Below are 25,096 nucleotides of genomic sequence, written 5' to 3'. Positions count from 1 at the left end.
TTCTAGCGGGAGCGCGGGCATCCTTGCCCGCAAAGCACTCGTCGAACTCGATAGTTTTTGCGGACTGGAAGTCCGCGCTCCAGCTGACTTTTCGGACAGTCTCGCTGGCGTTACAAACCGGTTGTTCCTCTTCCTCTCCCGCTTGTTCCAATGAGAGACTAATTGGACACGTATGAGTAATAATAGGTTGATGCATCTTAGTCTGTGGCGAAGCCATTGGTTCTCAGCCTTTGGTGTGGCCACATTCATTTTGCTCTTACTGGGCGGTCATTCTTATATCGTTCTTAGCTACACGGACGAAACCTCCAAATGGGTTGAACAGTTTTTCAGGACCGTTATCTGGTGGTATTTGTGGGCTGCCTTTTTTCCTGTGATCCTGCATCTGGCGGGACATTTTCGTTTCGCTCCCGCAGCAAGGCTAAAAAGCGTACTCGTTCACACACTGGCCGGCGCGGCGATAGCGGTCCTTCATACAACCATTCAGATCTTCTTGATTGATTGGCTGTTTTATCCGGATCGCGATTGGAACACAATCAGAAAAATTCTTCAGGATAATTTTCTTACCACCTTGCTCTGGCGTTTCTTTGTGTATCAATCGATTCTGGCTATCTGTATTGCGGTAGATTCGTATCGCAGAGCGCGTGAAATGGAGATTCAAGCGTCGCAAATGGAAGCTGACATACTTCAAGCGCAAGTCGAATCGTTGAAGATGCGACTCGATCCGGACTTCCTGTTTGACAGTTTGAAGCAGCTTTCCAATTTCATGAAAAGAGATCTGGACGAAGCGGAAAGCACGGTCGCGCGGCTCGGTGAATATCTCCGCATGAGACTCGATCATTCCTTAAAGATGGATGGCTATACTCCGGAAGAAACTCTTGCTGCGAACGATGAAGTTCCGCTGGAACCTGGTCCCGTGGTTTCGAATCCCGTTCGCAAATGGCTTGTGATCACTGGAGTTTTTACAGCCATCGCTATTTATTTCACGCTGCAAAAAATCATGATTAACTCCATTCGGGGGACAACCATCGACTGGCCACAGCATCTACTCGATTACAGCGGATGGTACGTCTGGGCTTTGATTACGCCATTTGTTCTTTACGTTTCCGCAAAATATCCGGTGCAGAAACAAGCCTGGTTGAAGCATGCCCCCATCCATCTGGTCGTACTCACGGTCAGCTGGTTTTTTGCCACAATCGCGATGGAAGCCGTGCATTGGGCTGCTAATCTGGGGCAATACAGTTATTGGGAGAGACTCCCGCTGGGTTTTGCGCGTTCTCCGTTCTCCCTCGATATTATCTGTTACGCGACAATCGTGGCGGTCGAGAGCGCGATGCGTTTTCACCGCCGGTTCGAATTCGGCCGGATCCGGAAGATCAAGCTAACAGGACAGCTCGCTGGCGCGAGACTGCATGCGCTTAAAATGCAGCTGCATCCACATTTTCTGTTCAATGCGCTGAATTCACTCTCCGAATTGATGAGGGAAGATCCGGTTGCGGCTGAAAAAATGATTCAAAATCTGGAAATGTTTTTGAGACTAACGGTAAATCATGATCACCTGCAGGAAGTTCCTTTCGAAAAGGAATTAGAATTCTTAGAGTGCTATCTTGCGATTGAAAATGTTCGATTTCAGGATCGACTCAATGTCAAAATGGAGATTGAGCCAGAGACGATGAAAGTGCCCGTTCCGAATCTGATGCTGCAGCCGATTGTGGAGAATGCGATTCGTCACGGTATTGCGCCACGATCGAGTCGCGGGCAAATTGAAATTCAGGCAAAGAGAGACAACGGAATGCTCCAGCTCAGTGTTCGAGATAACGGACCGGGAATCAGCCAGTCAAAAAAGAAGGCAATTTCTGCTCGCTCAGGCCTGGGACTTTCCAATACACGCGAAAGGCTCATTCAGCTCTACGGAGATAATCATCGTTTCGAATTGGTAAATGCGCCGGAGGGTGGCCTGATCGTGACGCTCGAAATACCGGTTGTCCATGGAAAAACAAGATGATTCGCGTCTGCGTGATCGATGATGAACCAATCGCATGCCGGAAGATTCAACGCATGCTGAAAGATGATCCGGAAATTGAAACGGTTGGTGTTTGCAGCAACGGGGAAGAAGCGCGGGAAGCAATCCAGAAACTTCTTCCCGATTTGATTTTTCTGGATGTTCAAATGCCGGAGATGGATGGATTTGAAGTGCTCAAATCTTTGAACGTTGAAAGAATGCCTCATGTCATTTTTGTGACGGCCTACGATCATTATGCAATTCGAGCTTTTGAAGTTCATGCTCTGGATTACCTTTTAAAGCCTTTCGACAGGAAAAGATTTCAGGAAGCGCTCAATCATGGCAAAACTCAAATCACCCAGGATCGAAACAGTTCGAGCAAAAGCGAGTTGAAAGCGTTGCTGGAAGAAATGAAATCAGCGCCGCGTTATTTAGAGCGTCTGGTGATCAAGAATCGCGGCAAAGTCTTTTTCCTGAAGACCGATGCAATTGATTGGATTGAGGCCCAGGGCAAATACGAGCTGGTTCACTCAGGTCAGGAGAGCCATTTGATAAGGGAAGGGATGGCCAAACTTGAATCGGAGCTTAATCCGAAAAAGTTCGTGAGAATTCACAAATCAACAATCGTAAACATTGACAGAATTGAGCATCTCCAACCTTTGTTTCACGGTGATTTCAGAGTGTTTCTTCGTAATGGAACCACACTCACGGTCAGCCGCAGGTATCGCGAAAAACTGGAACAATTCCTGGGCAAGTCTCTATAAATCAGTTGAAACGGATCAAAACACGATAATGTTATAATTGGGGCACTTTCTTGTGCGATCTACACAAAAGATGAGCCGTGTCTACTGAAAGAATTGAGGATCGACTTCAAAAAGAGCTAGCAGAAAAACAGCGGCTGGAAAAGGAATTAAGAGTCGCACAGGTCCGCTACCAGGCTCTTGTTGAGCATCTGCCTGTCATTACTTACATCGCAGAATTCGGAGTCGAAGGCAAATGGGTTTATGTAAGCCCGCAGATTGAAAAAATACTGGGATATTCAAAATCCGATTGGATCAATACGATCGGAATCTGGACAGACAGACTCGATCCGCGCGATCGAACTCGCGTGTTGGAACAAGAGCTCCTATCCCATCAAAGTGGAAATCCCTTTCAGTGCGAATACAGGATGCTGGCTTCCGATGGACGGGTCGTCTGGCTCCATGATGAAGCGATTGTAATTAAAGATGAAGCAGGCAATCCGCTTTTCCTGCAGGGAATCATTTCAGATATCTGCAAAAGAAAGGAAATGGAAGAGACGCTGCGTCAAAACCAGAAATGGTTTGAAACACTTTCGCATCTGTCTCCTGTTGGGATATTTCGGACGGATGCCGATGGAAACTGTCTTTATGTAAACGAGCGTTGGTCGGAGATTACCGGTCGATCTGCTGAGGATGCTGCAGGAAAAGGATGGGCAGAAGCGCTTCATCCGGAGGATCGAAACAGGGTTTTTGATGAGTGGAATGCGGCGGTAAAAGAGGCGAAACCGTTTGCAAGTGAATATCGTTTTCAAAAGCGGGATGGCGCGGTTAACTGGGTGATCGGGCAAAGCGTATCAGTGAAGGGCGATGGAGGTGATGTGATCGGTTACATCGGAACGGTCACGGATATCAGCGAGCGCAAGCACCGGGAAGAGATTCTTCGCGAGAGTGAATTGAGACTCCGAACTTTTGTCGGTTCGGTGGACGAAATTGTTTTCGAATTCGATGAACAGGCAACTTATCTGAATATTTGGACGGTAAATGAAGATCTGCTTGCTCGCCCGAAAAATGAATTACTCGGTCACCGTGTCGATGATTTTTTTCCGCCCGATGATAGCCAGATATTTCGTGAGCGATTGCATCGTGTGTTGCAAACGGGTCAGGCTGAAACCGTTGAGTACCCTCTTGAAGTTCCCGCGGGGAAGCGCTGGTTCCTGGCCCGCATGAGTCCTGTGCCGGCATCGGACGGTTCCTATAAGACGGTTTGTGTTTCGACACGCGATGTAACCGATCTAAAGTTTCTGCAAGAGCAGCTTCTTCAGTCACAAAAAATCGAAACGGTCGGTAGACTCGCAGGTGGAATAGCACATGACTTTAATAATCTGCTGATGGCAATCAGCAGTTACTGTGAGCTCATTGGACTCAAGTATAAATCTGACTCGCCTCTCCTTGAGCATATTACGGAAATTCAGAAGGCGGCCGAACACGGGGCGTCTTTGACCCGCCAGTTGCTAGCGTTCAGCCGCAAACAGGTTCTGGCCTCAAAGAAGCTGGACCTGAACCACTTGATTCTAAAGATGCAGTCGTTGGTTTCGAGTCTCATTGGAGAGCGTATTGATTTAGAAGTCAAACTGGAACCTGAATTGGCAACCATCATGGGTGATTCCGGACAACTGGAACAGGTGATCATGAATCTGGTCGTAAACGCTCGTGACGCTATGCCGGATGGCGGAAGACTCATGATCGAAACAGGAAACATTCAGTTCAATTCCGATTCATCAAAGCAGCATCCCGGTCTAAACCCCGGAGATTACGTTCTTCTTTCGATCACTGACTCGGGAACCGGAATGGATGAACATACGAAATCCCAGATTTTTGAGCCCTTTTTTACGACAAAAGCAGTAGGACAGGGAACAGGTCTGGGACTGGCTACTGTTTATGGAATTATCCGGCAGAGTGGTGGAGATATTGCCGTGAACAGCCAGCCGGGTAAGGGATCTTCCTTTTTGATTTACTTGCCATCTGCTCAACCTCCCGACATTTCCCGTCTGGAAGGGCTGTCTCGAGAGTGAGACACGTTTTTGACAATACAAAAAATGGTAGTAGAGTAGTACGCATGGAGGTTGAGGGGCAGTTCGCGTTGTCGAAGCCCCACTAGAGCGGACAGTCAACTGGAGATGTCGTTGTAAGCCGATAAAGCCTCCCAAAGAAGACTCGAAATCATTTATCACGGAGACCAAATGAACGTGCCTATGCTCGCATGTTCAAATTGCGGTGAAGAGATTTCACCGAAATGGATCGTCTGCCCAATCTGCAGCCACCCCGCAGGCGTAAGATCTGCACCAGTTCCTGCGGAAGATTCCGATCCTATATTTAGCTTTGCAGAGATTCTCTGCATCAAGTGCAAAAAGAAAATCGGTCCCGACACACAGATTTGTCCGCACTGTCATGTTCCCATCATCCGGCGATACTGTTCCGGCTGTCAGCGTTTGATTCCCGACCATGTCAATCTGTGTCCCTATTGCCACGCTGAGCCAACAGTTAAGAAAGGTCTGGGAAGGGCGGTCAAAGTTGCACTTTTTTTTTTCTTGCCTGCTTTTCTGTTTCTTGCGTATGTTGTTTTTCATCGAACTGAAACGCGGGTTCAAAGAACAGCCGCGCCCGAACTCACCTCGGAGGAGCCATGGATTCGTGACCCGGTGCCGTCAGAAGCTGATCTTCCGCAAAGGGATCCTGCGTCCCCTGAACTGCTCCCTGATCCTCGTATTCCATCGGCAATTTCTCCTGTAGATGTTTCCGCGCTAAAACCATCGCGAATCGTTACTAATACTGTCGAGAGAATTGCTTCGCCTCAAGCAAAACCGAAGCGAGAAGAGCCGCACGCGGCTCCGGACTTTGCTGCAAGAGGCGCGCGTTTGAAGCAAGGAAGACAACTGAAGGAGCTTGGTTTACGGCTCATCCGGCGGAAGGAGTACGGTAAGGCAGTCTATGTTCTGCGGGATGCAGTGCGCTCTTTCCCGGCGGAAACCAAAGACCTCAGCCTTGGAGAGGCTCTTTACAATCTCGGATATTCGCTGCGCATGTCGGGAAAACCAGCGGAGGCTATTCCCGTGTTGAAAAAGGCGATGAGTTTCCCGTTCATTCGAAACAAAGCCGCGCGGGAATTGCAATCGGCTGCCGATCAACTGAAGAAGCCGCAACCGGTGCAATGGGTCAAGCCTTAAAAAGTGCCATTACTTTTCCTTCGATTTGATAAAATGCAATTTGAAGCAGCTTCTCTTTCTAATTCTCTTAATCTTGACGTTTTTGATCGCTGCCAAGAGCCACGGAAGACAGTACCGCTTGGAGCGTGAGCTGGAAGGGCACTGGACCGTATCTTTTACCAGTGAGAACCATCCGTGGGTAGAGCGTTTCTGGTTCCGTCATAGAGTGTTGTACTGGAGTATTGCGTCATGGACAGCGATTGCACTCATTGCATTGCGAATCCGGTTTCTATTCAATAGAAGTCGAAAATCGCAATGGATTCTCATTGGACTGTTTACGATCGGTTCTTCGATGATCGTTGCGTTTGTTTGCACCGGCTTGCTCAGCTGGGCGCGGCTTGCTCTTAAACTTTCCTTGAGCCATCCCGCGCCGAGCTCTCAATGGTTGGAAAATCTTCATCTGATCAGTCTTGGCTGGTGGCTGCTGACGCTGGCGCTTGTGTTATTGCTCCTAAAAATATTTCGATCTTCAACAGAGTAGCGCGGGCGTCTCGCCTGCGAAACTGCACAGACGGGACGTCCGCGCTACTTTGTAAATCTCCTGTTCCCCTTGACAATCTACAGGAGCGCGCGTTATTCTTATGTAGAATGTCTAGGAGAGTGTTGTGGAAAAAAAGAAAGCGGACCTTTTGCAAGGAACTTTAGACATGCTGATTCTCAAAACGCTGGCTCTGGAGCCGATTCACGGTTATGGGGTTGCGCAACGAATTCAGCAGATATCGAAGGATGTTTTGCGGGTGAATCAGGGCTCGCTGTACCCGGCGTTGCGGCGACTGGAGCGCAAGGGCTGGATTGAGGCTGAGTGGCGCGACTCGGAGAATAACCGTCGGGCGCGTTACTACAGATTGACCAGAGCGGGCCGCAAGCAACTGGGAGCAGAAACGCGCGAGTGGGAAAGGCTTGCAGATGCGGTCGCGCGCATCCTTCAAACATCATGAGGACGATGTGATATGCGCCGGCTGATTGAATTCTGGAAGGATCTGTTTTCGCGGAAAGAGCGGGAACAGGAGCTGGAAGAAGAGCTTCAGTTTCACTTGGAGATGCAGGAACGCGCGAACCTTCGCGCGGGCTTGGATGCTGAAACTGCGAAACGTTCTGCAAAGCTGGATCTTGGTGGAGCTCAACAAATCAAGGAAGAGGTTCGCTCGCAACAGCTTGGATTCTGGTTTGAAACTCTATGGAACGATGCCGTGTATGGTGTGCGGATGTTGCGGAAGACTCCTGGTGTGACTTTCGTTTCCCTGATTACGTTGGGTTTGGCAATTGGGGCGTGTACCGCCTTATTCAGTTTATTTCATGGAATTCTGCTTCGCCCGTTGCCTTATCCAGATCCCGAGCGGCTTGTTGAGATCGAGGAGACCAATCTTTCTAAGGGAATTCCACACATCGGAGTGAGTGCTCGGAATCTGCAGGATTGGAGAGAGAGGTTGTTGAAAAATGTAGTGCGGACGACTCGTCCGCAAAAAAAGGACCGTGCACTATCGGTGCTGGCGGGCGAGTCGCCCGCACCACATCAGAAGCAAATTCCTATTTTTCAACAACCTCAGGACCGTTCCAACACGTTTGATGGGATTGCCGTTTATTTTACGATGGGCCGCACGTTAAGTGATGACAAGGAATCAGAAGTGGTTCTTGCATCGCAGGTCAGCGCAGATTTTTTTCGTGTGTTTCAAACTTTACCGGTGCTGGGACGTCTGTTCACAGAAGAAGAATCGAGTCGAACGAAGTATAACGGTGCGGTGGGTGTCATCACTCCGGATCCGCTGGTGATTCTCAGCCATGGTCTGTGGATGCGTCGTTTTGGAGGAGACCCCGGGATTGTTGGAAGATCCATATTTCTCGACCGGCGCTCCTGGAAAGTGATCGGGGTTATGCCGCCTCATTTTGCAATCCCGGATGAAAGAACGGCACTCTGGATACCATGGGGACTTCGAGATGATTCTCCGCGCGACCAGCATTATGCGAAAGGAGTAGCGCGACTTTCGAAGGGTGTTAGTTTAAAACAAGCGGAAGACCAGCTGAATAGCATCGCAAACGAGCTTGCGCGCGAATTTCCGGAGACCAATCAAGGCTGGGGAGCCCGGCTCAGCCCTTTGCAGCAAGCGATTACAGGAGATTTGAAGCAGTTGCTCTGGTTCTTGCTTGCGGCCGTTTGTCTGGTGTTAATCATCGCGTGCGTGAATATTGCGATTTTGCAATTGAGTCGCGCGTCCGCGCGCGTCCATGAAAGTTCTGTGCGGCTGGCGCTTGGCGCTTCGCGCGCAGGTTTGATGCGACAACTTTTGATGGAGTCACTTCTCTTGTCCTTTGCAGGCGGACTCCTGGGGATCACTCTTGCGTATTTTGCGATCGCAGCGTTGCCGCAACTGCAACCGGAATTGCCGCGTCTTGCCGAAGTTCGAATCAATCCTGCTGTTTTTCTTGTTTGCATGGGAATGACTGCGTTTTCGGCCTTGTTCTTTGGACTGGCTACTGCTTTTGTTGCCACAAACGGCAAATCGCATCCTCTGTTTCACGGTGAAGACGCTCGAAACACTCCCCGCGCATCCACGCAACGTCTGCGCAATGCGCTGGTGATCACGGAAATCGCGCTCTCTGTGATATTGCTGTCCGCTTCGGCAATGCTGATCCGCAGTTTTGACAGATTGCGGGATGTGAACCCGGGATTTCAGTTTCGCAATGTGCTTGTGTTTCCGGTGTTTTTAGACATGGAGAAATATGGTTCCGGTGAAAAATCGCGGTCGTATTACAAGCGTTTGATCGAAGATCTGCAAAACTTGCCTGGAATCGTGTCCGTTGGGGGAGCAACGGCGCTTCCAACAAGTCCGCTGGGACCGGATTTTGAACGCCCCGTGTGGGAAAAAAGTGGTTTACCTGTAGATCAAAGCAAAAGACACGCGGATGTTCGAATGGTGACACCCGACTATTTCCGGACGCTTGGAATTTCCGTCTTACATGGTCGTGGTTTTTCGGCGCAGGACACACCGGATTCTCCCGGTGTTGTCATTGTGAATGAAACACTCTCCCGGCAGATCTGGCCGAATCGCAGCGCTGTCGGGCAACAACTCGTTGTCGATTACAGCACTTCCGGCACATATGCTTATGAAGTGATTGGCGTTGTCAATGATGTCCGTTTTCGCGGACCTCGAAGTCATCCGCGTTCGGAGATTTATTTTCCGCATGCGCAGCGGTCCTATCTTGTGATGAACATGGCCATACGGACAGAGACCGATCCGCGACTATTGATTGGTCCGGTGAGGGAGGTGCTTCGAAAGATCGATCCGCAAAAACCTGCGCACAGCATCACTCCGCTGGAGGATCTGGTGGAAGCCACCCTGGTGCGTGACCGGTATGCAATGAATCTGGTCTCCTCTTTTGCGCTTGCTGCTTTGATGCTCGCATTGCTTGGTATTTACGGCGTGCTTGCGTTTTTTGTCCGGCAAAAAGTACGCGAGATTGGCATCCGCCTGGCATTGGGAGCGCGCCGAAATCAAATAGTCGGCTGGATCGCTCGACAGGGCGCCTCTTTGATGTGCGCCGGCTTGATTGCGGGATTGCTCGGATCGATTACGTTTGCTTATTTGCTGACAGGCATACTGTACGAAATCAGTCCGCGCGATTTATTCTCCTTGCTGGCTGCTTCCGTTACTGTGGTTCTCACAGCTCTTGTTGCCGCCTGGATTCCTGCTCGGCGCGCATCACGTATCGATCCCTCCCGGGCGCTAAGATACGAATGATCGTTGCAATGTGATAGCATTTTTTGCGATGCGTGCTTTCCTCATCGCAGTTATGTTTTTGACTTCGATTGCAACCGCCTCTGAAAAGTGGGAGGCGTCCGTAAAGAAGAATGGCGTTCGGACAATTACTTCAGCAGCTCTGGCAACCACACCCGATGGAAACTTTCCTGCGAGTCTTACGCTTCAATGTTCACCGGGAAAGGACGGCACCATTTCCTTCATCTATACAGTTACCGAACCGGATCAAATCAAACAATTTCCGTTTGATCAGTTTGAGGGGACCTGATGCGCCGGCAGCTACAAAGAAACTCGGCCAGATCCAGCTCCGTTCAAAAACTGGCAGAGTTACGTTGCAGAAAGAGTTGGCAGGTTATTTTACGAGTGCGCAGGCTTTTGCATTTAGCTTCTTTGTTCCTTCGGGAGAGAAAAATGAAGTGACTCAAATGTTGGACAAAATCATTCCAGGCGCCGGCACTCTCTCCTTTTGCGTATTGACTGAAACGGCAATGAAAATCTGTTCCGATTTCATAGTAAAGGATTCAGAGAAGATCATTGCTGAAACGGTCAAGCCCTGTCTTTAAAAGTGAGAATCACACGGCAGAGTGTCTGCGCTGCTGCATCGATTTGACGTTCGTCCGCTCCACCGAAACCCAGGATTAAACCTTGCCGTGGGTTTGATGCGTAACAGGAAGAGAGCGGAGTCGTGCTGATTCCGTGTTTCATGCACCTGCGAACGGCCTCAGAATCGTTTACGCCGGCCGGCAAGAATACGCAAAGATGCAATCCTGCATCCGCATTGTATGGTTTTAATCTCTCTCCTGAATGCTTGCGCAAGCTTTCTAGCAGCGCGTTCCGCCTGATGAGATAAGTGCGGCGCATACGCCGCAGGTGGCGTGCAAAATGGCCTTCTTGCAAGAAATCGGTCAGCACAACTTGATAGAGGGTTGGAGAAAAAATGTCGATTGCTTCACGCAGACTTACAAATGAACTCCACAAAACCGGTGGAATCACCATATACCCAACGCGCAGAGAAGGAAACAAAACTTTGCTGAAGGTGCCAATATAGATTACACGCGATGAGGTATCCATTCCTTGCAGGGATCCAAGCGGACGGCTCGCGTAGCGGTATTCGCTGTCATAGTCATCTTCGATAATCCAGGATTGCGCGCGTTGAGCCCAATCAAGCAATTCGAGTCTTCGGGACGCGGTCATGGAGGTTCCCAGTGGATATTGATGAGATGGAGTCACATAAATCGCTCGAACTTTTTTCCCGTGCGCTGAGACTTTCTTTATGTTGATTCCTTCTTCATCCAGAGTGACGGGGATGGTTGTGGCCCCTGCGCTCTTCAAAGCTTCTCTCGCGCCCGGATAGCCCGGTTCTTCGATGCACACGGAGTCGCCGGGTTTGAGAATCGCTCTGGCGCACATTTGAAGCGCCAGTTGAGATCCCGGCACAATCAGGATTTGTTTCGGTTCACAATGAACTGCCCTTGCCGTCTGCAAATACTGCGCAATCGCTTCACGCAAAGGTGAGTATCCGGCCGGATCTCCATAAGCCATAAGCTCCGGTGAAAAACCTTTTGCGTGGCGTGAAACGAGGCGTGACCAGATTTTGTGCGGAAACTGATCGAGTGCTGGAAGACTGACGCGAAATGGCCCGAGCACCTTTTCTGCCAACGGCCGGTAATCACGTTCGAGCTGCTCATGCGGCTTGCGCGTTGTTAAAGGCGGCGAAAATTCTTCCGGTATCGATTCCTTCACATAAGTGCCCGCTCCGGTTTTTCCTTCTATGTATCCCTCATGAAGAAGTTGTTCAAACGCAATGACCGCGGGAAGACGCGAAATCTTCAAGTCCTGAGCCAGAGCGCGGGTAGAGGGAAGTCTCTGGCCGGGACGAAGCAAACCGGAAAGAATCGCTTCACGATAGCCGTCATAGATCTGCTTGTAAAAAGGAATCCCGGAATCCCGCTCAAACGGAACGCACGGAAATAACGCAACAGATCCTGCTTTTTTCCCCATAATACGAAGCGCAGGCTTCAACGACCGGGCAAGATGTCCGCGCTCCACTCCTGGTTAAATGGTTATGTTAAAAGTGCAAAAAGTGGATATTGTCAGAATACCACAGCTGAAGTTAAAATCGCCCCGATAGGAAGGAGAAGTCATGACAATCGAGCAAAATAATCCGCAGAAAGATTTCGATTTTTATATGGGTAAGTGGAAGGTCCACAACAGGAAATTGAAGGAAAGATTGAAAGGATGCACTTCCTGGGATGAGTTTGAAGGAACCGTTGTTGCGCGCCCCATCTGGGGAGGGAAGGCAAATACGGATGAATTTGATGCGGTAAGCCCTTCGGGACACATTCAGGGAATGACCTTGCGCCTGTATGATCCCAAGTCGCAGCAGTGGAGTCTCTACTGGGCAAACAGCGCGAATGGAATCCTGGAAAAACCGATGATCGGCGGTTTCAAAAATGGAGTTGGGGAATTCTACGATCAGGAATTATTCGAAGGAAGAAGCATCTTTGTCCGATTTCTCTGGAGCAATATAACGCCCGTTTCCTGTCTGTGGGAGCAAGCTTTTTCGGAAGATGGCGGAAAAAGCTGGGAAACAAACTGGATCATGAGCTTTACCCGAATTGAGTAGGTAATAGACTACGAAGAAAGCAGTTCTCGGATTTTCTTCAGAAGCACACTCATCAATACGGGTTTGGAAATGTATTCACAACCGGAGTCCAGGATGCTTTGCAGGTGCGTCAGCTCATCCGTATAGCCGGACATGAAGAGCATTTTCAGTTGTGGGCAGAATTCTCTCGCGACTTCAGCAACTTCCATTCCGCTCATTTCAGGCATTACGACATCGGAGATCATGATATCGATCTCGGATTGATTTTTCAGTAATTTGATTGCAGCGGAACCGCTGCCGGCATAAAGAACACGATAGCCGTTCATTTCAAGAAAGGAACCTGCAGCCGCGCGAACCATTTCATTGTCATCTACAAGCAGAATCGTTTCTCCTTTACCGATCGCGCGATCCGTGCTGGATTCCACAAACTGACTTTCGGGAGCCTCATCAATGCGTGGCATGTAAATACTAAAAATTGTGCCTTCACGCCATTTGCTTTGCACATAGATAAAACCACCGCTCTGTTTCACGATTCCAAAAACAGTGGCAAGTCCCAGGCCGGTTCCTTTGCCTTCCGGTTTGGTTGTGAAAAAGGGTTCGAATATGCGCTGAGCGGTCTCTTCCTTCATACCCTGGCCGTTATCCTGGATCGACAACAACACAAAACGTCCTGGCAAGAGACCGGCATGAAGGCTTGCAAATTCCTGATCTACTTCGATGTTGGAAGTCTCGATTCTCAATGTTCCACCGTCCGGCATCGCATCGCGGGCATTGACGGCTAAATTCATCAGAATCTGTTCGATCTGACCGGGATCTGCTCGAACGGTTCCCAGATTCCGGCTTTTAACGATTTCGAGCTGAATGTCATCACCGATCAAACGCCTGAGCATGTTCTCCATTCCTGCAACTGAGTCGTTCAAATCAATGAACTTTGGAGTGAGCACCTGGCGCCTGCTGAATGCAAGCAGTTGACCTGTGAGATTTCCTCCTTGTTCCGCCGCTTTTCTGATTTCTGAAACGTACGCGCGCAGCGGATCAATTTCGTGCATTCGAATCAGAAGTAGTTCAATGTAGCTGGTGATCGCCATGAGGATGTTGTTAAAATCGTGCGCAACACCACCGGCCAATCTGCCGATTGCTTCCATTTTCTGAACCTGTACCAACTGTTGTTCCAATTTTTTGCGGTCGGTCGTATCTACAATGTAACCTTTGATCGTAACGAGATCATTCTTTTCATCAAAGATTCCAAATGCATTTTCTACAACGTATACAGGTTCTCCTTTCTTGTTGCGCAGCTCATATTCCCGGTATTCCAGTTTCTTGTCAGAGCGGATTTTTTCCAGAAAATCCTTCCGATCTACAGAACTTTTGTATAAGAGACTCAAATCATAATTCAGCGCCTCTTCAGTCGAATCAAACCCAAAGATTCGCAGGAAAGCTGGATTGCACGTGAGCAATCTGCCATCGATAGTTGAGATGTAAATGCCGGTCAAATCATCTTCTACGAAGCTGCGATATTTCCTTTCACTCTCTTTGAGCGCTTCTTCCGCGCGTTTCCGCTGAATAAACTGCCCTATTTGTTTTCCCAGGGAAGATGCAACAACAATCAGCTGCTGATCTCCTTCGAGAGTTTGCTTGCTGTAGAATTCGAGCACTCCTTCCACCAAACTTGCGATTTCGACTGGAAACGCTAAACCGGAAAGAAAACCTTGTTCATGAGCAAACTGAGCACCTGGGCTTCCTGAGTTGGAAAAACCTGTTACGGATCCTGGTTGCGCGGATTCAAACACAATATTCGGGAGGGCCTCGGGGTCTGTGGAGACGATTTTTTGCCAGACTTCCGAAAACGAATTGCACCCGGGATGATGAGATTCAAATAAATGAAGCCCGCCTGAGCCGGCCATCCAGAACATCCCGGTTTCACATTCCAGGGCATCGCAGATTGCACTCAGGATTTTGGGCGCTGCATCCTTTAAGGTGACTGACTCTGCAAGCACCCGGGTGACGTGGTACAAGCAGGCTGTCAATCCTTCGGTGCGTTTTAGAGCTGTGATATCCTTCGCAATTCCTCGCACCTGTGTAATCTCACCGGACTCGTCCCGTTGCGCTGTTGCTGTGATGAGCAAATCCAGCCTTTGACCTTTCGGTTTTTGCAAAACGATGGGGTAGTCCTTGACGTAGCCCTGTCCGGCGATGGTCATTCGATACTTCTGCCGGTCTTGCGGGTCCCAATGCAAATCGTTTTCGAAATCCAGACTTGTGGCTTCCGTCTTTGAGCGATAACCCAGCAAGTCGAGTCCTGCCTGGTTCAAATCTAGAATTTTACCGTCTGCGGAAACAATGAAAACAATATCTTTCGACTCTTCGAAAAGAGCCCTGTATTTTTCTTCGGTTTTTTCAATCTGCTTACGTACGGTGATATCGCTTGCCGTTCCTGCAACTCCAATGATGTTTTTGTCATCATCCCGAAGTGCCACGGCGTTGCAAAACAAACAAACGCTGCGACCATCTTTGTGAATCAACTCTGTTTCAAAAATGTCCACAATTTTTCCGGACATGACATCCTTCAGCAGTTGAAGATCTTTTTCGGCGAACTTCTTACTTTGAAACTGAGTAAAGTGACGGCCGATCATTTCGCCGGGCGCATAACCCAAGGTGCTCGCACAGGCCTGATTCACGAATGTGAAATAGCCTTCGGCGTCAATGGACCAGATGATATCGTGCGACGTTTCCACGATGATCCGGTATTTTTCCTCACTCTTTTGAAGAGCTACATCTGCAAGCTTGCGTTCGGTCATGTCCCGCGCGATCATGCAAGCGGCAATCGTGCCGCCTCGTGCATCGCATACCGGCGAAACCGTCAGGGAGACATACGCAGGGCTTCCATCCTTTCGCCGCTGGATCGTTTCGAAATGCCTGATGCCTTCGCAAGTACGCAGCTTTTCCATGATCAATTGCAGCTCAATCAGCCGGTCTTCAGGGACGATCATGGAAATATTGGAACCGATCGCTTCCGTTGCGGTGAACCCATATAGCTGTTCCGCTCCGCGGTTCCAACTGACAATGGTGCCGTCCAGTTCTTTGCCTATAATTGCGTCGTCAGCGGCGTCAATGAGCGAAGCCAAAAATAGGCCGGCTTCTTGTTTAGTAAATTCTGGTTCGTTTGATCTATTTTCTTTGTTCACGCGTGATGCCTTGAGGCTTCTTCAGAAGATGAGCGAGGTCAATGTGAGTCGTGGAAAGTAGATGTTGGTAGCATCTACAGCAGCCTTCTCCTTACTGCCGCCCCCCACGGTAGCTGAAAACTTCCGCAGTCTGATTATACTCGATGGGCGGGCTCGTGGTAGCGACTTTAGTGCTTTGTTCGGTATTAACAAACATTTGCAATCTGCAGTAGTCGTGACTATGCTTTCAGCAAAGCCTGATTGGAGAATTGAAGGATGAAATTATTAACGAGACGCTGCGAATGTGTATGGTGCCGGCAGATATTCTATTCGGATCGATACTACAAGTTTGGGACATGTTCCGGCTGTCTAATTTCAAAAGTTTCGATCCCCGCGCCCAAACTCACCGAAATCTTACGACAGGCCGAACAAGAAGCCAGAATAAAAACTAAAAAGAAAAAATAAAAACAGCCCCAGGTTTTTTATTTTTCATTTCTCATTTTTACTATCAGTTCCTTGACCTTTTCCCACACTTCCGGATCCTGATTCATTTTGGTGTGGGAGTTTCGAAAAATCTTCTTGTACCAGTCTACCGAAGAAAGATCGATTTGCTTGTTGCTGTAATCGAATTCAAAATTGCCGATGATTCTTGTTTTAACTGGATTCTGGGCCCTGATTTCAGACTCGCCACGAATCAAGATCCCGTTTCGCTGAAAAAGGTTTGCGGCGGCTCTTACATTCTCCGGCAGAACATCGTCATGTCTTCCTACGCTATCGATTTGAATCGTGAGTAACACAGGGATTTTCAGCTGATGTAGTTGGTTCGCGAATTTTACGACCGCGGCTCCTCCAAAACTTTGCCCGTAGAGGATCAGGCGAGCCGATTCTTTTTCGTTGCCGGTTAGAGTCCCGTTCCGATCACTGTCCAGCGCGTTTTGCACGAGCTGCAAAGCGAGATCGCGCCTGACGTTCTCAACTGTCTCTACATGCAACCCCGGCTGATTCATTGCGCGAAGTTCGAGTGCAAGCCTGCGAACTCCCTCGCGTGAGTTGTTCCAGCTTTGACGTCCACCAAGAAAACCGAGCACAAGCGCATCACCCTCTGCTAACGGAGTTCTGGTTTCAAAATGGTGATAACGTTGCCGCGAAAAGCAGCTGAGGAGTATCAGGCAGAGTAAAAAGGGAAGTAGACAACGTTTCATGTTACCGGTACTGATTCCGTATTTCCTCCGCATATCAGTACACCAATCCGTTCTCCGCTTTGAGTCGCATACCGTTTTGACAACAATGCCGCCAGTGCAGCGGCGCCTCCAGGTTCAGCTAGAATTCGAAATTTGTCCCATAACACTTGCACCGCGTTCAAGATCGACTCATCTGAAACGAGGATCACGCTGTCAACATACTTTTGTGCAATGGGAAACATGAACTCACCGACCCTCTTCGGCGCGAGAGAATCCGCAGCGATGCCGCCCGCTGGAGAATCAACCGGTTTTCCTGCGCTGAGGGCGTTGCTGAGAGTTGGCGCTGCTTCCGGTTCGACTCCGATGATTTTTACTCCACCGGAATACCACGCCGCGATTCCTCCAATCAGTCCTCCCCCTCCTACTGCAACGAAAAGCGTATCCAGTTCGGGACACTGCTCCTGAAATTCCAAACCTACAGTTCCTTGTCCTAACAGTGTCTCTTTCTGATCGTAGGCATGAATTGCCATCGCGCCCGATTCTCGAACCCACTCCTGGCTCGCCGCCAGCGCATCCGCGTATAGTTCTCCTGCAACCACGAGTTCCGCCCCGTAAGCCCGAATCCGCTGGATCTTCGCACGCGAAGCCACAGAAGGGAGAAATATTTTTGCCGGCTTGCCCAGTTGCATCGCTGTATACGCGACCGCCACTCCATGATTTCCACCGGACGCGGCAACGACTCCGTTCTGCGGAACCTCACGCATTAACATATTGGCGAAAGCACCACGCGTCTTGAAGGATCCGGAATGCTGGAGAAGCTCAAGCTTCAAGAAAATCCGGTTTGAATCACAGCCGATTTCTTTCCCGGATATTTCCAGAATGGGAGTCTTTCGAATGTAAGGCCGAATGAGCTTTTCTGCGTTTCTGATTTCGTCGCGATTCATGTTAGTCGTACGAACGATTATTATAAGGTCATGACGAAAGAAAAACCCGAATACATTTCCGGCGAAAAGTTTCATACAAAGATCAAACGTGTCTATTCAGGCAACCTGGATTGGGCTGTAAATAAGAGGAAAGAGAACATGGCGCACGTTCTTTACGAGGCCGTTCATGAGAATCGTGCGTTTGAAGATGCAAGGCGTGGCAGTGGCAAGGACTATGCCACGTGGGTCTTTTCAGAAGAAGAGGGTTTGCGCGAGGGCATCTTCTCATCGGGATTTGAGCTTCTAATAGATGCGAAGCTTGAGCCTTTTGCTTCAATCGGATTGCATAGACATGTTGCAACAGAGGAGATCTATTACATTCTGGAAGGAAACATTCAAATGACAACCGTTGCACCTTCCGGAGAGGAGGACACGCAGGAACTGGCGGCGGGAGATGCGCATGCCGTGAAATTCGGGCAATCTCACTATGGCACCGCAGGAGCTGAAGGGGTTCGATTCATTGCAGTGGCCTTCAGTTAGGCGCGCCGCATTTGTGATTTTTACAAATGCCGCGCCAGTTGAATGCAGGGCTGAGCATTCGCATAAATCGCGAATGCACAGCCCCTACGATCCGTGTTAGAAACTGTACTTGAATCCAAGACGAACCGCGCGTGGAGAAAGATTCTCCTGCAATTCATTAAAGGAAGCAGTTGTCACGCGACGTTGTCTCTGAACCACAGTGTTTTCGTTCGTGATATTGAAAACATCCACAGCCACGGTAATCCGGCCGTAATTTGAGAGTTCAAACACCTTCTGAACGTTGAGGTCCAGCGTGAAGATGTTGTCATAGCGCCGGGTTCCAATCGGCTCAAGAAGGATCAGACGTCCTTGCGCATAGAAGTTGAACAAGTTTCCAGGCGCGGGGTTTCCTTCATCATCGAGAAGCTCAGCAAATAGCGGTTGCGGAAAACCTTGCTGGTAACGCACAAAGCCGCCCAAACTGAGATCCCATGGCAGCTGATAGATGCCGCTTGCGCGGAAAGTCCATTCGGCAAACGGGAACACTCCGGTCTTACCGCTTCCGCCACTGACAAACGCGTACGGTTGATCATCGTAGAAACTGACAAGCGCAGGATCGGCATAAACCGTTCGGAGATTGATTCCGTCGCCGCTAACGACGAAGAAGGAATCTCCGCCATCATAGTGAGCCTTCTGGCGTTGTAAGGTTACGAAAGCGTTTAACATGAAGTTGTTGCTCATTCGCTTTCTCGCGCCAAAATCCACTCCGTTGTAGGTTTGTGTGTAACCATCGATTGTCTTTAATAATTGTGTGCCATCGTGCGCGAAAGTGAGATCGCTGAAAGGCACCGAGAAATCACCAAACTCGGGATGCGAGAAAGTGAAGACACCGGCCGGCGCATAATCCTCGGGTGTCACGCCAAACGGCACCGTCTGCGTGAAGTTATCGTACGTACGGTGGGTGAACGATACATACAAAGCAAGATCCCGAACGACTTCACGTTCGAATCCCACAACGAATTCATCCGTTACGGCGGACTCAATGTCGCCGATTCGCTTTAATGCATCAAACTGGGCTTGATCAAACGGACCCGGAGCGGCGCCACCGTAATAACCGAAGACGCGAGTAACTTCATCAGGTGTAATCACCCGGTCACCATTCGAATTTGTGAAACCCAGGATCACACCGTTGTAAACGTATGTTGGGTTGGCATATGTGTCGTAGAACGGAACATAACCATCGTAATAGCGAGCGTAATTACCACGCAGGATGGTCCTGCCGTCACCTGTGATGTCGTATGTTGCTCCCAATCGTGGAGAAATATCAGTGTACACTTTGCTTCTGTCATTTCCCGCGAAATCAACGCCGGAAATAAACGCGTCAAATCCTGCTGGAGCGGGAACGGAGGATGCCTGATTTTCACCCGATCCGCTGTCAACACGAAATCCGAGGTTTAAGGTGAGCCGATCCATACGCCATGTGTCTGTGACATAGCCGCTGGCGCGATAGTAGTTCATCGTGCCGTTGATAAACCGTTGCGCATAAATGGCGCCGGCAATCAGTGGTCCACCGGGAGTAGTCTGAACAACATCGGCAATCAGCGCGCCATTTCCGTAGCTGCTGAATGTATGGCCTTCAGAGGCTTTGTATTCAAATCCGAACTTGAATTCATGATCGCCGCCCCAGTTTTCTTTGAACCAGTTCATGTCCGCGTTGAAATCATGGGAAGGACGATCGATCGGACTCACATTGAACGATGTATCTTCCCAGTGCGGAATCACAGCCAGGAAGATCATCGGAATGTCACAAGGCGTGCTTGCGGCGCAGTTTCCGCCGTTTGGAGAAAGCTCAAAGCTCAAGCCAATGTAGCCATAGCGAGCATTCAAGATGGTATGGTCATTGGGGATAAGGGTATGCTGGCCGGTCCAGATTCCTTCCAGAATTGTACCGGGGCTACCTTGTTGCCAAAGGGTTTCTTCCGCCTGAGTTGGTGGATCAAAACCACGACCATCTTTTTCCTTTGCGCCGTCAAAGTATCCGAACTGCGATTCGTTGGCTGCATTGGCATTAAAATTCGCTTTGAAGTTGAGATCTGTTAACTTCGTTTTGTCACTGAGTGAAAGTCCGGTATTGGGATCGGTCACTCTTGTGAACAAATCGATCTGGTTTCTACGCCAGGCGCCCCATGCAAAGAGTCTGTCTTTTACAATGGGTCCACCAATGTCGAAACCTACATCGTATACTTGATCGATTCTGTTTGAACGGAGCACTCCGAGTTCGATCAATTCTTCCGGAGTGTTATCGCTTTGCAGAGATTCGTTGGTGAAATAATAAGAAGCGTTCGCTTCCAGTTTATTTCCTGCGCGTTTAGTAACCAGATTTACAACGACTCCTTTGGCTTGCACGGAAGCATCTGAGCCGCCGCTCATAATCTGAATTTCTTCAAATGCATCAAAGTCGTAGTAGGTTGGGCTTGCACCAAGGGACAGCGGATCGGTTGCATTTACGCCATCATAGTTCCAGGCATTATCTGTAAACGAAGCGCCGCGCGCAAAGAAACCAGTTTGCTGTCCGGATTCTGATCCTGCGATGTTGATACGGTCGTTGTCCACACCGGGGGTCTGTTCAATGATGACCCACGGGTCTCGACCACTTGGCACTTTATCGAGGTACTCGCGGTTAAACGATGATTCATTTCCCGTTTTCTTCGTATCCACAACGGGAGTATCCGCGACAACTACAAACTCTTCAGTTAGTGTCGGGTTCAAGGTGATTTGCAATTGCACTTCACCACCGACCGAAACACGAACTTCCTCCTGTCTAACTTCTGTAAAACCTTCAATGGAGAAGGTCGCAGAATACATGCCGGGAGGAAGATTTGCGAAACGGAAACCGCCGGCCGGTCCTGTGGTCGATGTTTGCGGCTGAATCTCGGTTGATTCCAGTGTGATTGTTACGCCGGGAAGCGGTTGCCCTTTGTCATCATTGACTTTGCCGTAAATGGATCCTGCTCTGGTAGAAACTTGTGCCAGAACAGGAGCCGCTGCAACCGCCAGAAGCGCAATCGTCACCAGGAATGTTTTCAGTTTCATAGCTCCTCCTTAATAGAGAGTTGGTGTTTAGCGTTCACACTTCTTAACGCAAGTTCCGTACCCTTTAGCCTCCTCGGGATAGAGCCAGATAGATTCAAGAAAACGGGAGCGGAGATACGGTGAATAAAAAACGATTGATCCTTTCGGTAGAAATTGCATACCGCAGATGCCGGGATTTCGATGCTCTAGTTGAGAATTCGCGGAAGCGTACCGTTTATTCGGATTTTTGAAGAATTACAGTTTGAGTGAGAGTTCCTGCAGAACGCGAAGCCGATCTTTGTAATGACGGCTCCAGATCAATTCCGTGCCTTCTTTGAGAAGAACCGTGTATCCTCTTTTGACCGATGGTTTCAATTCGCGGATGCTATCAACATTCACAAGGTATGAACGATGGATTCGAACGAACTGATGTGGATCCAACTTATTTTCCAGCGATTGAAGTCCGGGACGAACGAAATATTCATTGCTTCCGCAATGCACCACGCTGCATTTTTCCCTCGCTTCAATCCAGTGAATCTCTTTCATATTTAGAACCACAAGGCCTTGATCGGACCGTAGAAGAATCTTTCGCTCTATCATTTTTTCGGCTCCCATTAATAAGAGGTGTGGATTTCCGAAAAACATTCCGTGTCAAAGGGATGGATTCTTCCTCATTCGAAAGTAGGAGTTTCGCGATCACAGCTTCCATTGAACCCATTCGCCGGGTTGGAGGATTGCAACCGGCAGATTTCGTTTCCTTGCAATTTCAATGAATGCGGCTTCAGCGTGGGCATATTCCTCATATCCGTCGGCGCCGGAAATTCCATAGTGGATTGGAATAACCATTTTTGCGCCCATCACTACTCCAGCTGCCACTGCTTGCTCCGGCGTCATCACTGATGGAACCTCGCTTTGTGGAGGGCGCCATCGGAACTTCGCGCCATTTATTGGAAGGAACGCAGCGTCAAAAGGTCCGAGATGTCTACCGATCTTCCAGTAAGCGCCGTGCATCATGGTGTCTCCACAATGTATGATTTTCCTTCCAGCGCCTGCGACAACCCAGGAAACCTGAACGTCGTCATAGCCATCGACCGCCGGCACAGCCGTGATCGTGAAGTCTCCCACCAAAATCGGCTCCCATAGTTTTACTCCTCGAACCCGAACGCCTCGCGACGCGACGATCGCGGCACTGTCGATATGACAGTACAGGTTGCCGTCTTCATTCAAAACCTGTTTTGCTGCCTGAACATCAAAATGGTCCGGATGCAAATGAGTGACGAGCACATGTCTCTGTTTTGTCGATGCTTCAATGGGAACGATCGGCTGCTTCAAAGCATCACCCCAAACGCCGGTGTTGATCAACGGATCAATGAACAGAGTAACCGAAGGGATTTCTAGTTTAATGCCGGCCCAGGAGAGCCGTTGAACTCTAAGCTCAGAACTGTTGGCATGAAGAAAATTCCCGTTTGCACTTTCAGCCAATGCGAGTAGTGCCAGCCGCGCGGTGTTTGCAAGAAACTTTCGTCGGTTCATTCGCCCCTCATTTGGCGCGATTGCCTCAGAATCAATTATCCGTGTGACTGCGGCGCCAGATCCCAGGGGCTGCTGTGCTATATTTGCGCCAGATCCGGCGCAAATTGCGGCTTGACCCGAAGCCTGCACGTTCCGCTACATGATCAATCGGCAATGCAGTATTCGCCAATAGCTGGCGTGCAAGCTCAACACGCAACCGATTGATATACGCGACCGGAGTCTCCCGTGTATGCGAGTGGAACAGGCGGGCAAGATGGCGTGGACTTGAATAGGCTAGCGTAGACAATTCTCCGATTGTCCAGTGGTGAGCTGGATTGGCAGCAATTGCGTCCTGCACACGGTGAACAGCGGGATGAATGTGATTGCGTCCTTCAAGCCATGGTGACAGTTGCGGATCGGCTCCGCTTCTGCGCAGGTAGACTACCATGTCGCGTGCTACTGCTACCGCGCAAAGTGGTCCCGCGATTTCGCTAATCAAGTGCAGCATCAGATCAATTCCAGCAGTCACTCCGGCGCTGGTGTACACGTTTCCGTCAGGAACGTAGATTCTGTTTTCGAGAACTTTTGCGCTGGCTGCAAGGTGCCGGAGTTCACTACAGTGGCTGTGATGTGTGGTGCAGGAACGTTGATCCAGGAGACCAGCTTTTGCCGCCAGCAAAGCGCCGGAACAAATAAACACCAGTCGATGTGTTGGGCGCGCGCTGCGGCGCAACCAATCAACAATTAGCTCGCGCGACTTTTTGTAACCGGCATCTTCCGGACCGTCTTTGGATCCCGCGACAACAATCATCGCGTCCCGCGCCGGGGATTCCGGCAGTGGCGTCAGATTGCTCAACAGTAAGCCAATCGAGCTTTCAATCGGAATACGCGCAGCGCAATAATGCATGTCGAAACGGACATCGTTTTGATTGCGGTTCGCCATTGCCAGTGCTTCAGCCGGTCCGGCCACATCCAGAAGAAGCGTCCGCGGTGGGAAAATAAAATACACGGCCTGATGTTTCACAGTTTCGCAAGCGCCTCTTCTACGGTAGCAACCCGGGCGAACTGGCCGGATGTCAGAACTAATTCAGTACGCTCTTTTAACTCAGCTGAACTGAAAACACGCCCTGTGCGCGAAAACGTAACAGGGAACGTCATGGTAGCATTCATAACAAAATCCACTTCAAAGCCGTAATCCGAGGCATGTCGTGTAGTCGTTTCGCAACATTCCTCCGTACGGATGCCGCAAATAACCAGGCGGTGAATGTGCCGTTCATTCAGCCAGCCTGTAAGCGGCGTCCCTGCAAGCGCGCTGTGATAGCGTTTATGAATCACGATTTCGGGCTCGATCTTTACCGGTTCCAACGTTCTCACAAATCCTGTTGACAGCGCAAAGGCGCCTTTGTCCTCCGTATGCAGGATTTGAAGGACTGGTACCCTGGCGGCGGCACAACCGTCAATAAGTTTTTGCAGGTGGCCGGCAAATTCAGGCAGATCGGCGGCGGACCAATAGGGACGATGACGAAACGATTCTTGAACATCAACAACAAGTAAAGCGGTGTGATTCATTTCAGACTCCTTTAGACTTTGCTCACAGATGTATAGTAAGTTTCTTTAGATTGCGCCTCAATACACTGTTCGGACAAGGATGGGACGGATACGGACATAGCAGGGCATTGATTGGAAATAAGGAATTACTGTTTCAAAGCATTCTGCAGCGCAAGAAAATCTACCTGGTAGATATCACCAAGGCCATTTCCCGATTGCCGGATTCGCAGGTTCATTTCTGATGTTGTTTCAGCTTTAGGGAATTTTATTTCGTGCTTATTCCGTGTGCTGGAGAAAAAGAAATATTTTGAATCACGAGTCACCTTGGGAGAAAACTCCGTTACGCTGGAATTGAAAGGCAAGGGAAGTTTCCGCGCTTTTGTCCAAAGCTCTTGCTCGCGATAGCTGATAAAAAAATCCGCTTCTTCAAGACTCTCAGACGGCGTCGCCATAAAAATCAGGAATGATTCATCAAAAGCTATAAAAGGTTCAAACTCGTTTCCGGCTGTATTTACGGAGTCGCCCAAATTCTCAGCTGTTCGATACTCTCCGTTTTCCAGTCTGCTTACGTAAATATCGGCTCCGCCTTTCCCGCCTTTGCGGCGGGATCCGAAATACATCGTTTCTTCATCAGTGACGGTTGGATAGTATTCGCTGAATTCGCTATTAACTGGCGATTCCATACGGATCGGATTGCTCCAACCGTCTTTTGTTTTTTCAACTTTCCAGATATCGAAATCACTTTTTTGAGGCTCTCCGTATTTTAGCGGACGGTTGGAAATGAAGTAGAGAGTATTTCCATCTTTTGTGAAGTA

21 protein-coding genes are annotated in these 25,096 nt (G+C 49.4%); 11 read left to right on the top strand and 10 right to left on the bottom strand.

The features are described 5' to 3' along the window. Window positions 1-190 precede the first annotated feature (190 nt). The 9 genes from L0156_02015 (at window position 191) to L0156_01975 (ending at window position 10,320) form a co-directional block, all read left to right on the top strand. On the top strand, window positions 191-2,002 hold the full coding sequence (locus tag L0156_02015) for a histidine kinase (GenBank protein ID MCI0601765.1): 1,812 nt from the start codon (window positions 191-193) through the stop codon (window positions 2,000-2,002). Beyond that, window positions 1,999-2,763 (top strand): LytTR family DNA-binding domain-containing protein, encoded by a 765-nt coding sequence (locus tag L0156_02010; protein MCI0601764.1) that lies wholly within the window; start codon window positions 1,999-2,001, stop codon window positions 2,761-2,763. The genes L0156_02015 and L0156_02010 overlap by 4 nt, the downstream gene beginning before the upstream one ends. 77 nt (window positions 2,764-2,840) lie before the next feature. Beyond that, the gene (locus L0156_02005) at window positions 2,841-4,811 is read left to right on the top strand and encodes a PAS domain S-box protein (GenBank protein MCI0601763.1); all 1,971 of its coding nucleotides are present in this window, start codon (window positions 2,841-2,843) and stop codon (window positions 4,809-4,811) included. A 168-nt stretch (window positions 4,812-4,979) separates the two neighbouring features. Next, window positions 4,980-5,963 (top strand): zinc ribbon domain-containing protein, encoded by a 984-nt coding sequence (locus tag L0156_02000; GenBank protein MCI0601762.1) that lies wholly within the window; start codon window positions 4,980-4,982, stop codon window positions 5,961-5,963. A 73-nt stretch (window positions 5,964-6,036) separates the two neighbouring features. Beyond that, window positions 6,037-6,483 (top strand): hypothetical protein, encoded by a 447-nt coding sequence (locus tag L0156_01995; GenBank protein MCI0601761.1) that lies wholly within the window; start codon window positions 6,037-6,039, stop codon window positions 6,481-6,483. A gap of 124 nt (window positions 6,484-6,607) precedes the next feature. Next, entirely contained in the window at window positions 6,608-6,940 is a 333-nt protein-coding gene (locus L0156_01990; GenBank protein MCI0601760.1) for a PadR family transcriptional regulator, read from the top strand. A 12-nt stretch (window positions 6,941-6,952) separates the two neighbouring features. Continuing rightward, window positions 6,953-9,739 (top strand): ABC transporter permease, encoded by a 2,787-nt coding sequence (locus L0156_01985; protein MCI0601759.1) that lies wholly within the window; start codon window positions 6,953-6,955, stop codon window positions 9,737-9,739. Window positions 9,740-9,767: 28 nt separating this feature from the next. After that, window positions 9,768-10,025, top strand: a complete 258-nt coding sequence (locus L0156_01980) for a hypothetical protein (protein MCI0601758.1) — start codon at window positions 9,768-9,770, stop codon at window positions 10,023-10,025. Next, entirely contained in the window at window positions 10,012-10,320 is a 309-nt protein-coding gene (locus L0156_01975) for a hypothetical protein (protein ID MCI0601757.1), read from the top strand. Before L0156_01980 ends, L0156_01975 begins: the two co-directional genes overlap by 14 nt. Here L0156_01975 and L0156_01970 read toward each other — a convergent pair. Beyond that, window positions 10,304-11,758, bottom strand: coding sequence for a PLP-dependent aminotransferase family protein (locus tag L0156_01970; GenBank protein MCI0601756.1), 1,455 nt, complete (start codon window positions 11,756-11,758; stop codon window positions 10,304-10,306). The two genes, L0156_01975 and L0156_01970, sit on opposite strands and share 17 nt — an antisense overlap. A gap of 142 nt (window positions 11,759-11,900) precedes the next feature. Between L0156_01970 and L0156_01965 the strand changes: the two genes are divergently transcribed. Beyond that, window positions 11,901-12,383 carry a hypothetical protein gene (locus L0156_01965; GenBank protein MCI0601755.1) on the top strand — a complete coding sequence of 161 codons (483 nt, stop codon included), beginning with the start codon at window positions 11,901-11,903 and terminating at the stop codon, window positions 12,381-12,383. A gap of 8 nt (window positions 12,384-12,391) precedes the next feature. Here L0156_01965 and L0156_01960 read toward each other — a convergent pair whose 3' ends face one another. From L0156_01960 to L0156_01950, 3 genes are all read right to left on the bottom strand, one after another. After that, window positions 12,392-15,487: a PAS domain S-box protein gene (locus L0156_01960; protein ID MCI0601754.1), complete on the bottom strand. Its 3,096-nt coding sequence runs from the start codon at window positions 15,485-15,487 to the stop codon at window positions 12,392-12,394. Between the two features lie 521 nt (window positions 15,488-16,008). Next, window positions 16,009-16,728, bottom strand: a complete 720-nt coding sequence (locus tag L0156_01955) for a hypothetical protein (protein MCI0601753.1) — start codon at window positions 16,726-16,728, stop codon at window positions 16,009-16,011. After that, window positions 16,725-17,651, bottom strand: a complete 927-nt coding sequence (locus L0156_01950; protein ID MCI0601752.1) for a threonine/serine dehydratase — start codon at window positions 17,649-17,651, stop codon at window positions 16,725-16,727. Before L0156_01950 ends, L0156_01955 begins: the two co-directional genes overlap by 4 nt. Window positions 17,652-17,681: 30 nt before the next feature. On the opposite strand from L0156_01950, the gene L0156_01945 reads away from it, so the two are divergent. Beyond that, complete coding sequence (locus L0156_01945) at window positions 17,682-18,170, top strand: cupin domain-containing protein (GenBank protein MCI0601751.1); 489 nt, start codon at window positions 17,682-17,684, stop codon at window positions 18,168-18,170. A 96-nt stretch (window positions 18,171-18,266) separates the two neighbouring features. Here the strand turns inward: L0156_01945 and L0156_01940 are convergent, their stop codons facing one another. The 6 genes from L0156_01940 to L0156_01915 form a co-directional block, all read right to left on the bottom strand. Further along, a complete protein-coding gene (locus L0156_01940) occupies window positions 18,267-21,242 on the bottom strand; it encodes a TonB-dependent receptor (protein MCI0601750.1) in 2,976 nt (991 codons plus the stop codon). Window positions 21,243-21,476: 234 nt separating this feature from the next. Continuing rightward, the gene (locus L0156_01935) at window positions 21,477-21,821 is read right to left on the bottom strand and encodes a LytTR family transcriptional regulator (protein MCI0601749.1); all 345 of its coding nucleotides are present in this window, start codon (window positions 21,819-21,821) and stop codon (window positions 21,477-21,479) included. Window positions 21,822-21,917: 96 nt separating this feature from the next. After that, window positions 21,918-22,754: an MBL fold metallo-hydrolase gene (locus tag L0156_01930; GenBank protein MCI0601748.1), complete on the bottom strand. Its 837-nt coding sequence runs from the start codon at window positions 22,752-22,754 to the stop codon at window positions 21,918-21,920. A gap of 31 nt (window positions 22,755-22,785) precedes the next feature. Continuing rightward, window positions 22,786-23,757, bottom strand: coding sequence for a helix-turn-helix domain-containing protein (locus tag L0156_01925; GenBank protein ID MCI0601747.1), 972 nt, complete (start codon window positions 23,755-23,757; stop codon window positions 22,786-22,788). Then, window positions 23,754-24,302, bottom strand: a complete 549-nt coding sequence (locus tag L0156_01920; protein ID MCI0601746.1) for an isochorismatase family protein — start codon at window positions 24,300-24,302, stop codon at window positions 23,754-23,756. The genes L0156_01925 and L0156_01920 overlap by 4 nt, the downstream gene beginning before the upstream one ends. 125 nt (window positions 24,303-24,427) lie before the next feature. Further along, the coding region (locus L0156_01915) for a hypothetical protein (GenBank protein MCI0601745.1) at window positions 24,428-25,096 on the bottom strand (669 nt) is incomplete at its 5' end.

This window comes from bacterium (assembly GCA_022616075.1).
Taxonomy (GTDB): domain Bacteria; phylum Acidobacteriota; class HRBIN11; order JAKEFK01; family JAKEFK01; genus JAKEFK01.
Note: the sequence above shows the minus strand (reverse complement) of the source record. Positions and strands in the feature narration are given on the sequence as shown.

Coding starts and splice junctions, on each gene's coding strand:
- L0156_01945 (MCI0601751.1), top strand. CDS start 17,682: ATGACGAAAGAAAAACCCGAATACATTTCCGGCGAAAAGTTTCATACA.
- L0156_01955 (MCI0601753.1), bottom strand. CDS start 16,728: ATGAAACGTTGTCTACTTCCCTTTTTACTCTGCCTGATACTCCTCAGC.
- L0156_01985 (MCI0601759.1), top strand. CDS start 6,953: ATGCGCCGGCTGATTGAATTCTGGAAGGATCTGTTTTCGCGGAAAGAG.
- L0156_01930 (MCI0601748.1), bottom strand. CDS start 22,754: ATGAACCGACGAAAGTTTCTTGCAAACACCGCGCGGCTGGCACTACTC.
- L0156_01920 (MCI0601746.1), bottom strand. CDS start 24,302: ATGAATCACACCGCTTTACTTGTTGTTGATGTTCAAGAATCGTTTCGT.
- L0156_02000 (MCI0601762.1), top strand. CDS start 4,980: ATGAACGTGCCTATGCTCGCATGTTCAAATTGCGGTGAAGAGATTTCA.
- L0156_01970 (MCI0601756.1), bottom strand. CDS start 11,758: ATGGGGAAAAAAGCAGGATCTGTTGCGTTATTTCCGTGCGTTCCGTTT.
- L0156_02010 (MCI0601764.1), top strand. CDS start 1,999: ATGATTCGCGTCTGCGTGATCGATGATGAACCAATCGCATGCCGGAAG.
- L0156_02015 (MCI0601765.1), top strand. CDS start 191: ATGCATCTTAGTCTGTGGCGAAGCCATTGGTTCTCAGCCTTTGGTGTG.
- L0156_01940 (MCI0601750.1), bottom strand. CDS start 21,242: ATGAAACTGAAAACATTCCTGGTGACGATTGCGCTTCTGGCGGTTGCA.
- L0156_01965 (MCI0601755.1), top strand. CDS start 11,901: ATGACAATCGAGCAAAATAATCCGCAGAAAGATTTCGATTTTTATATG.
- L0156_01935 (MCI0601749.1), bottom strand. CDS start 21,821: ATGATAGAGCGAAAGATTCTTCTACGGTCCGATCAAGGCCTTGTGGTT.
- L0156_01950 (MCI0601752.1), bottom strand. CDS start 17,651: ATGAATCGCGACGAAATCAGAAACGCAGAAAAGCTCATTCGGCCTTAC.
- L0156_01980 (MCI0601758.1), top strand. CDS start 9,768: ATGCGTGCTTTCCTCATCGCAGTTATGTTTTTGACTTCGATTGCAACC.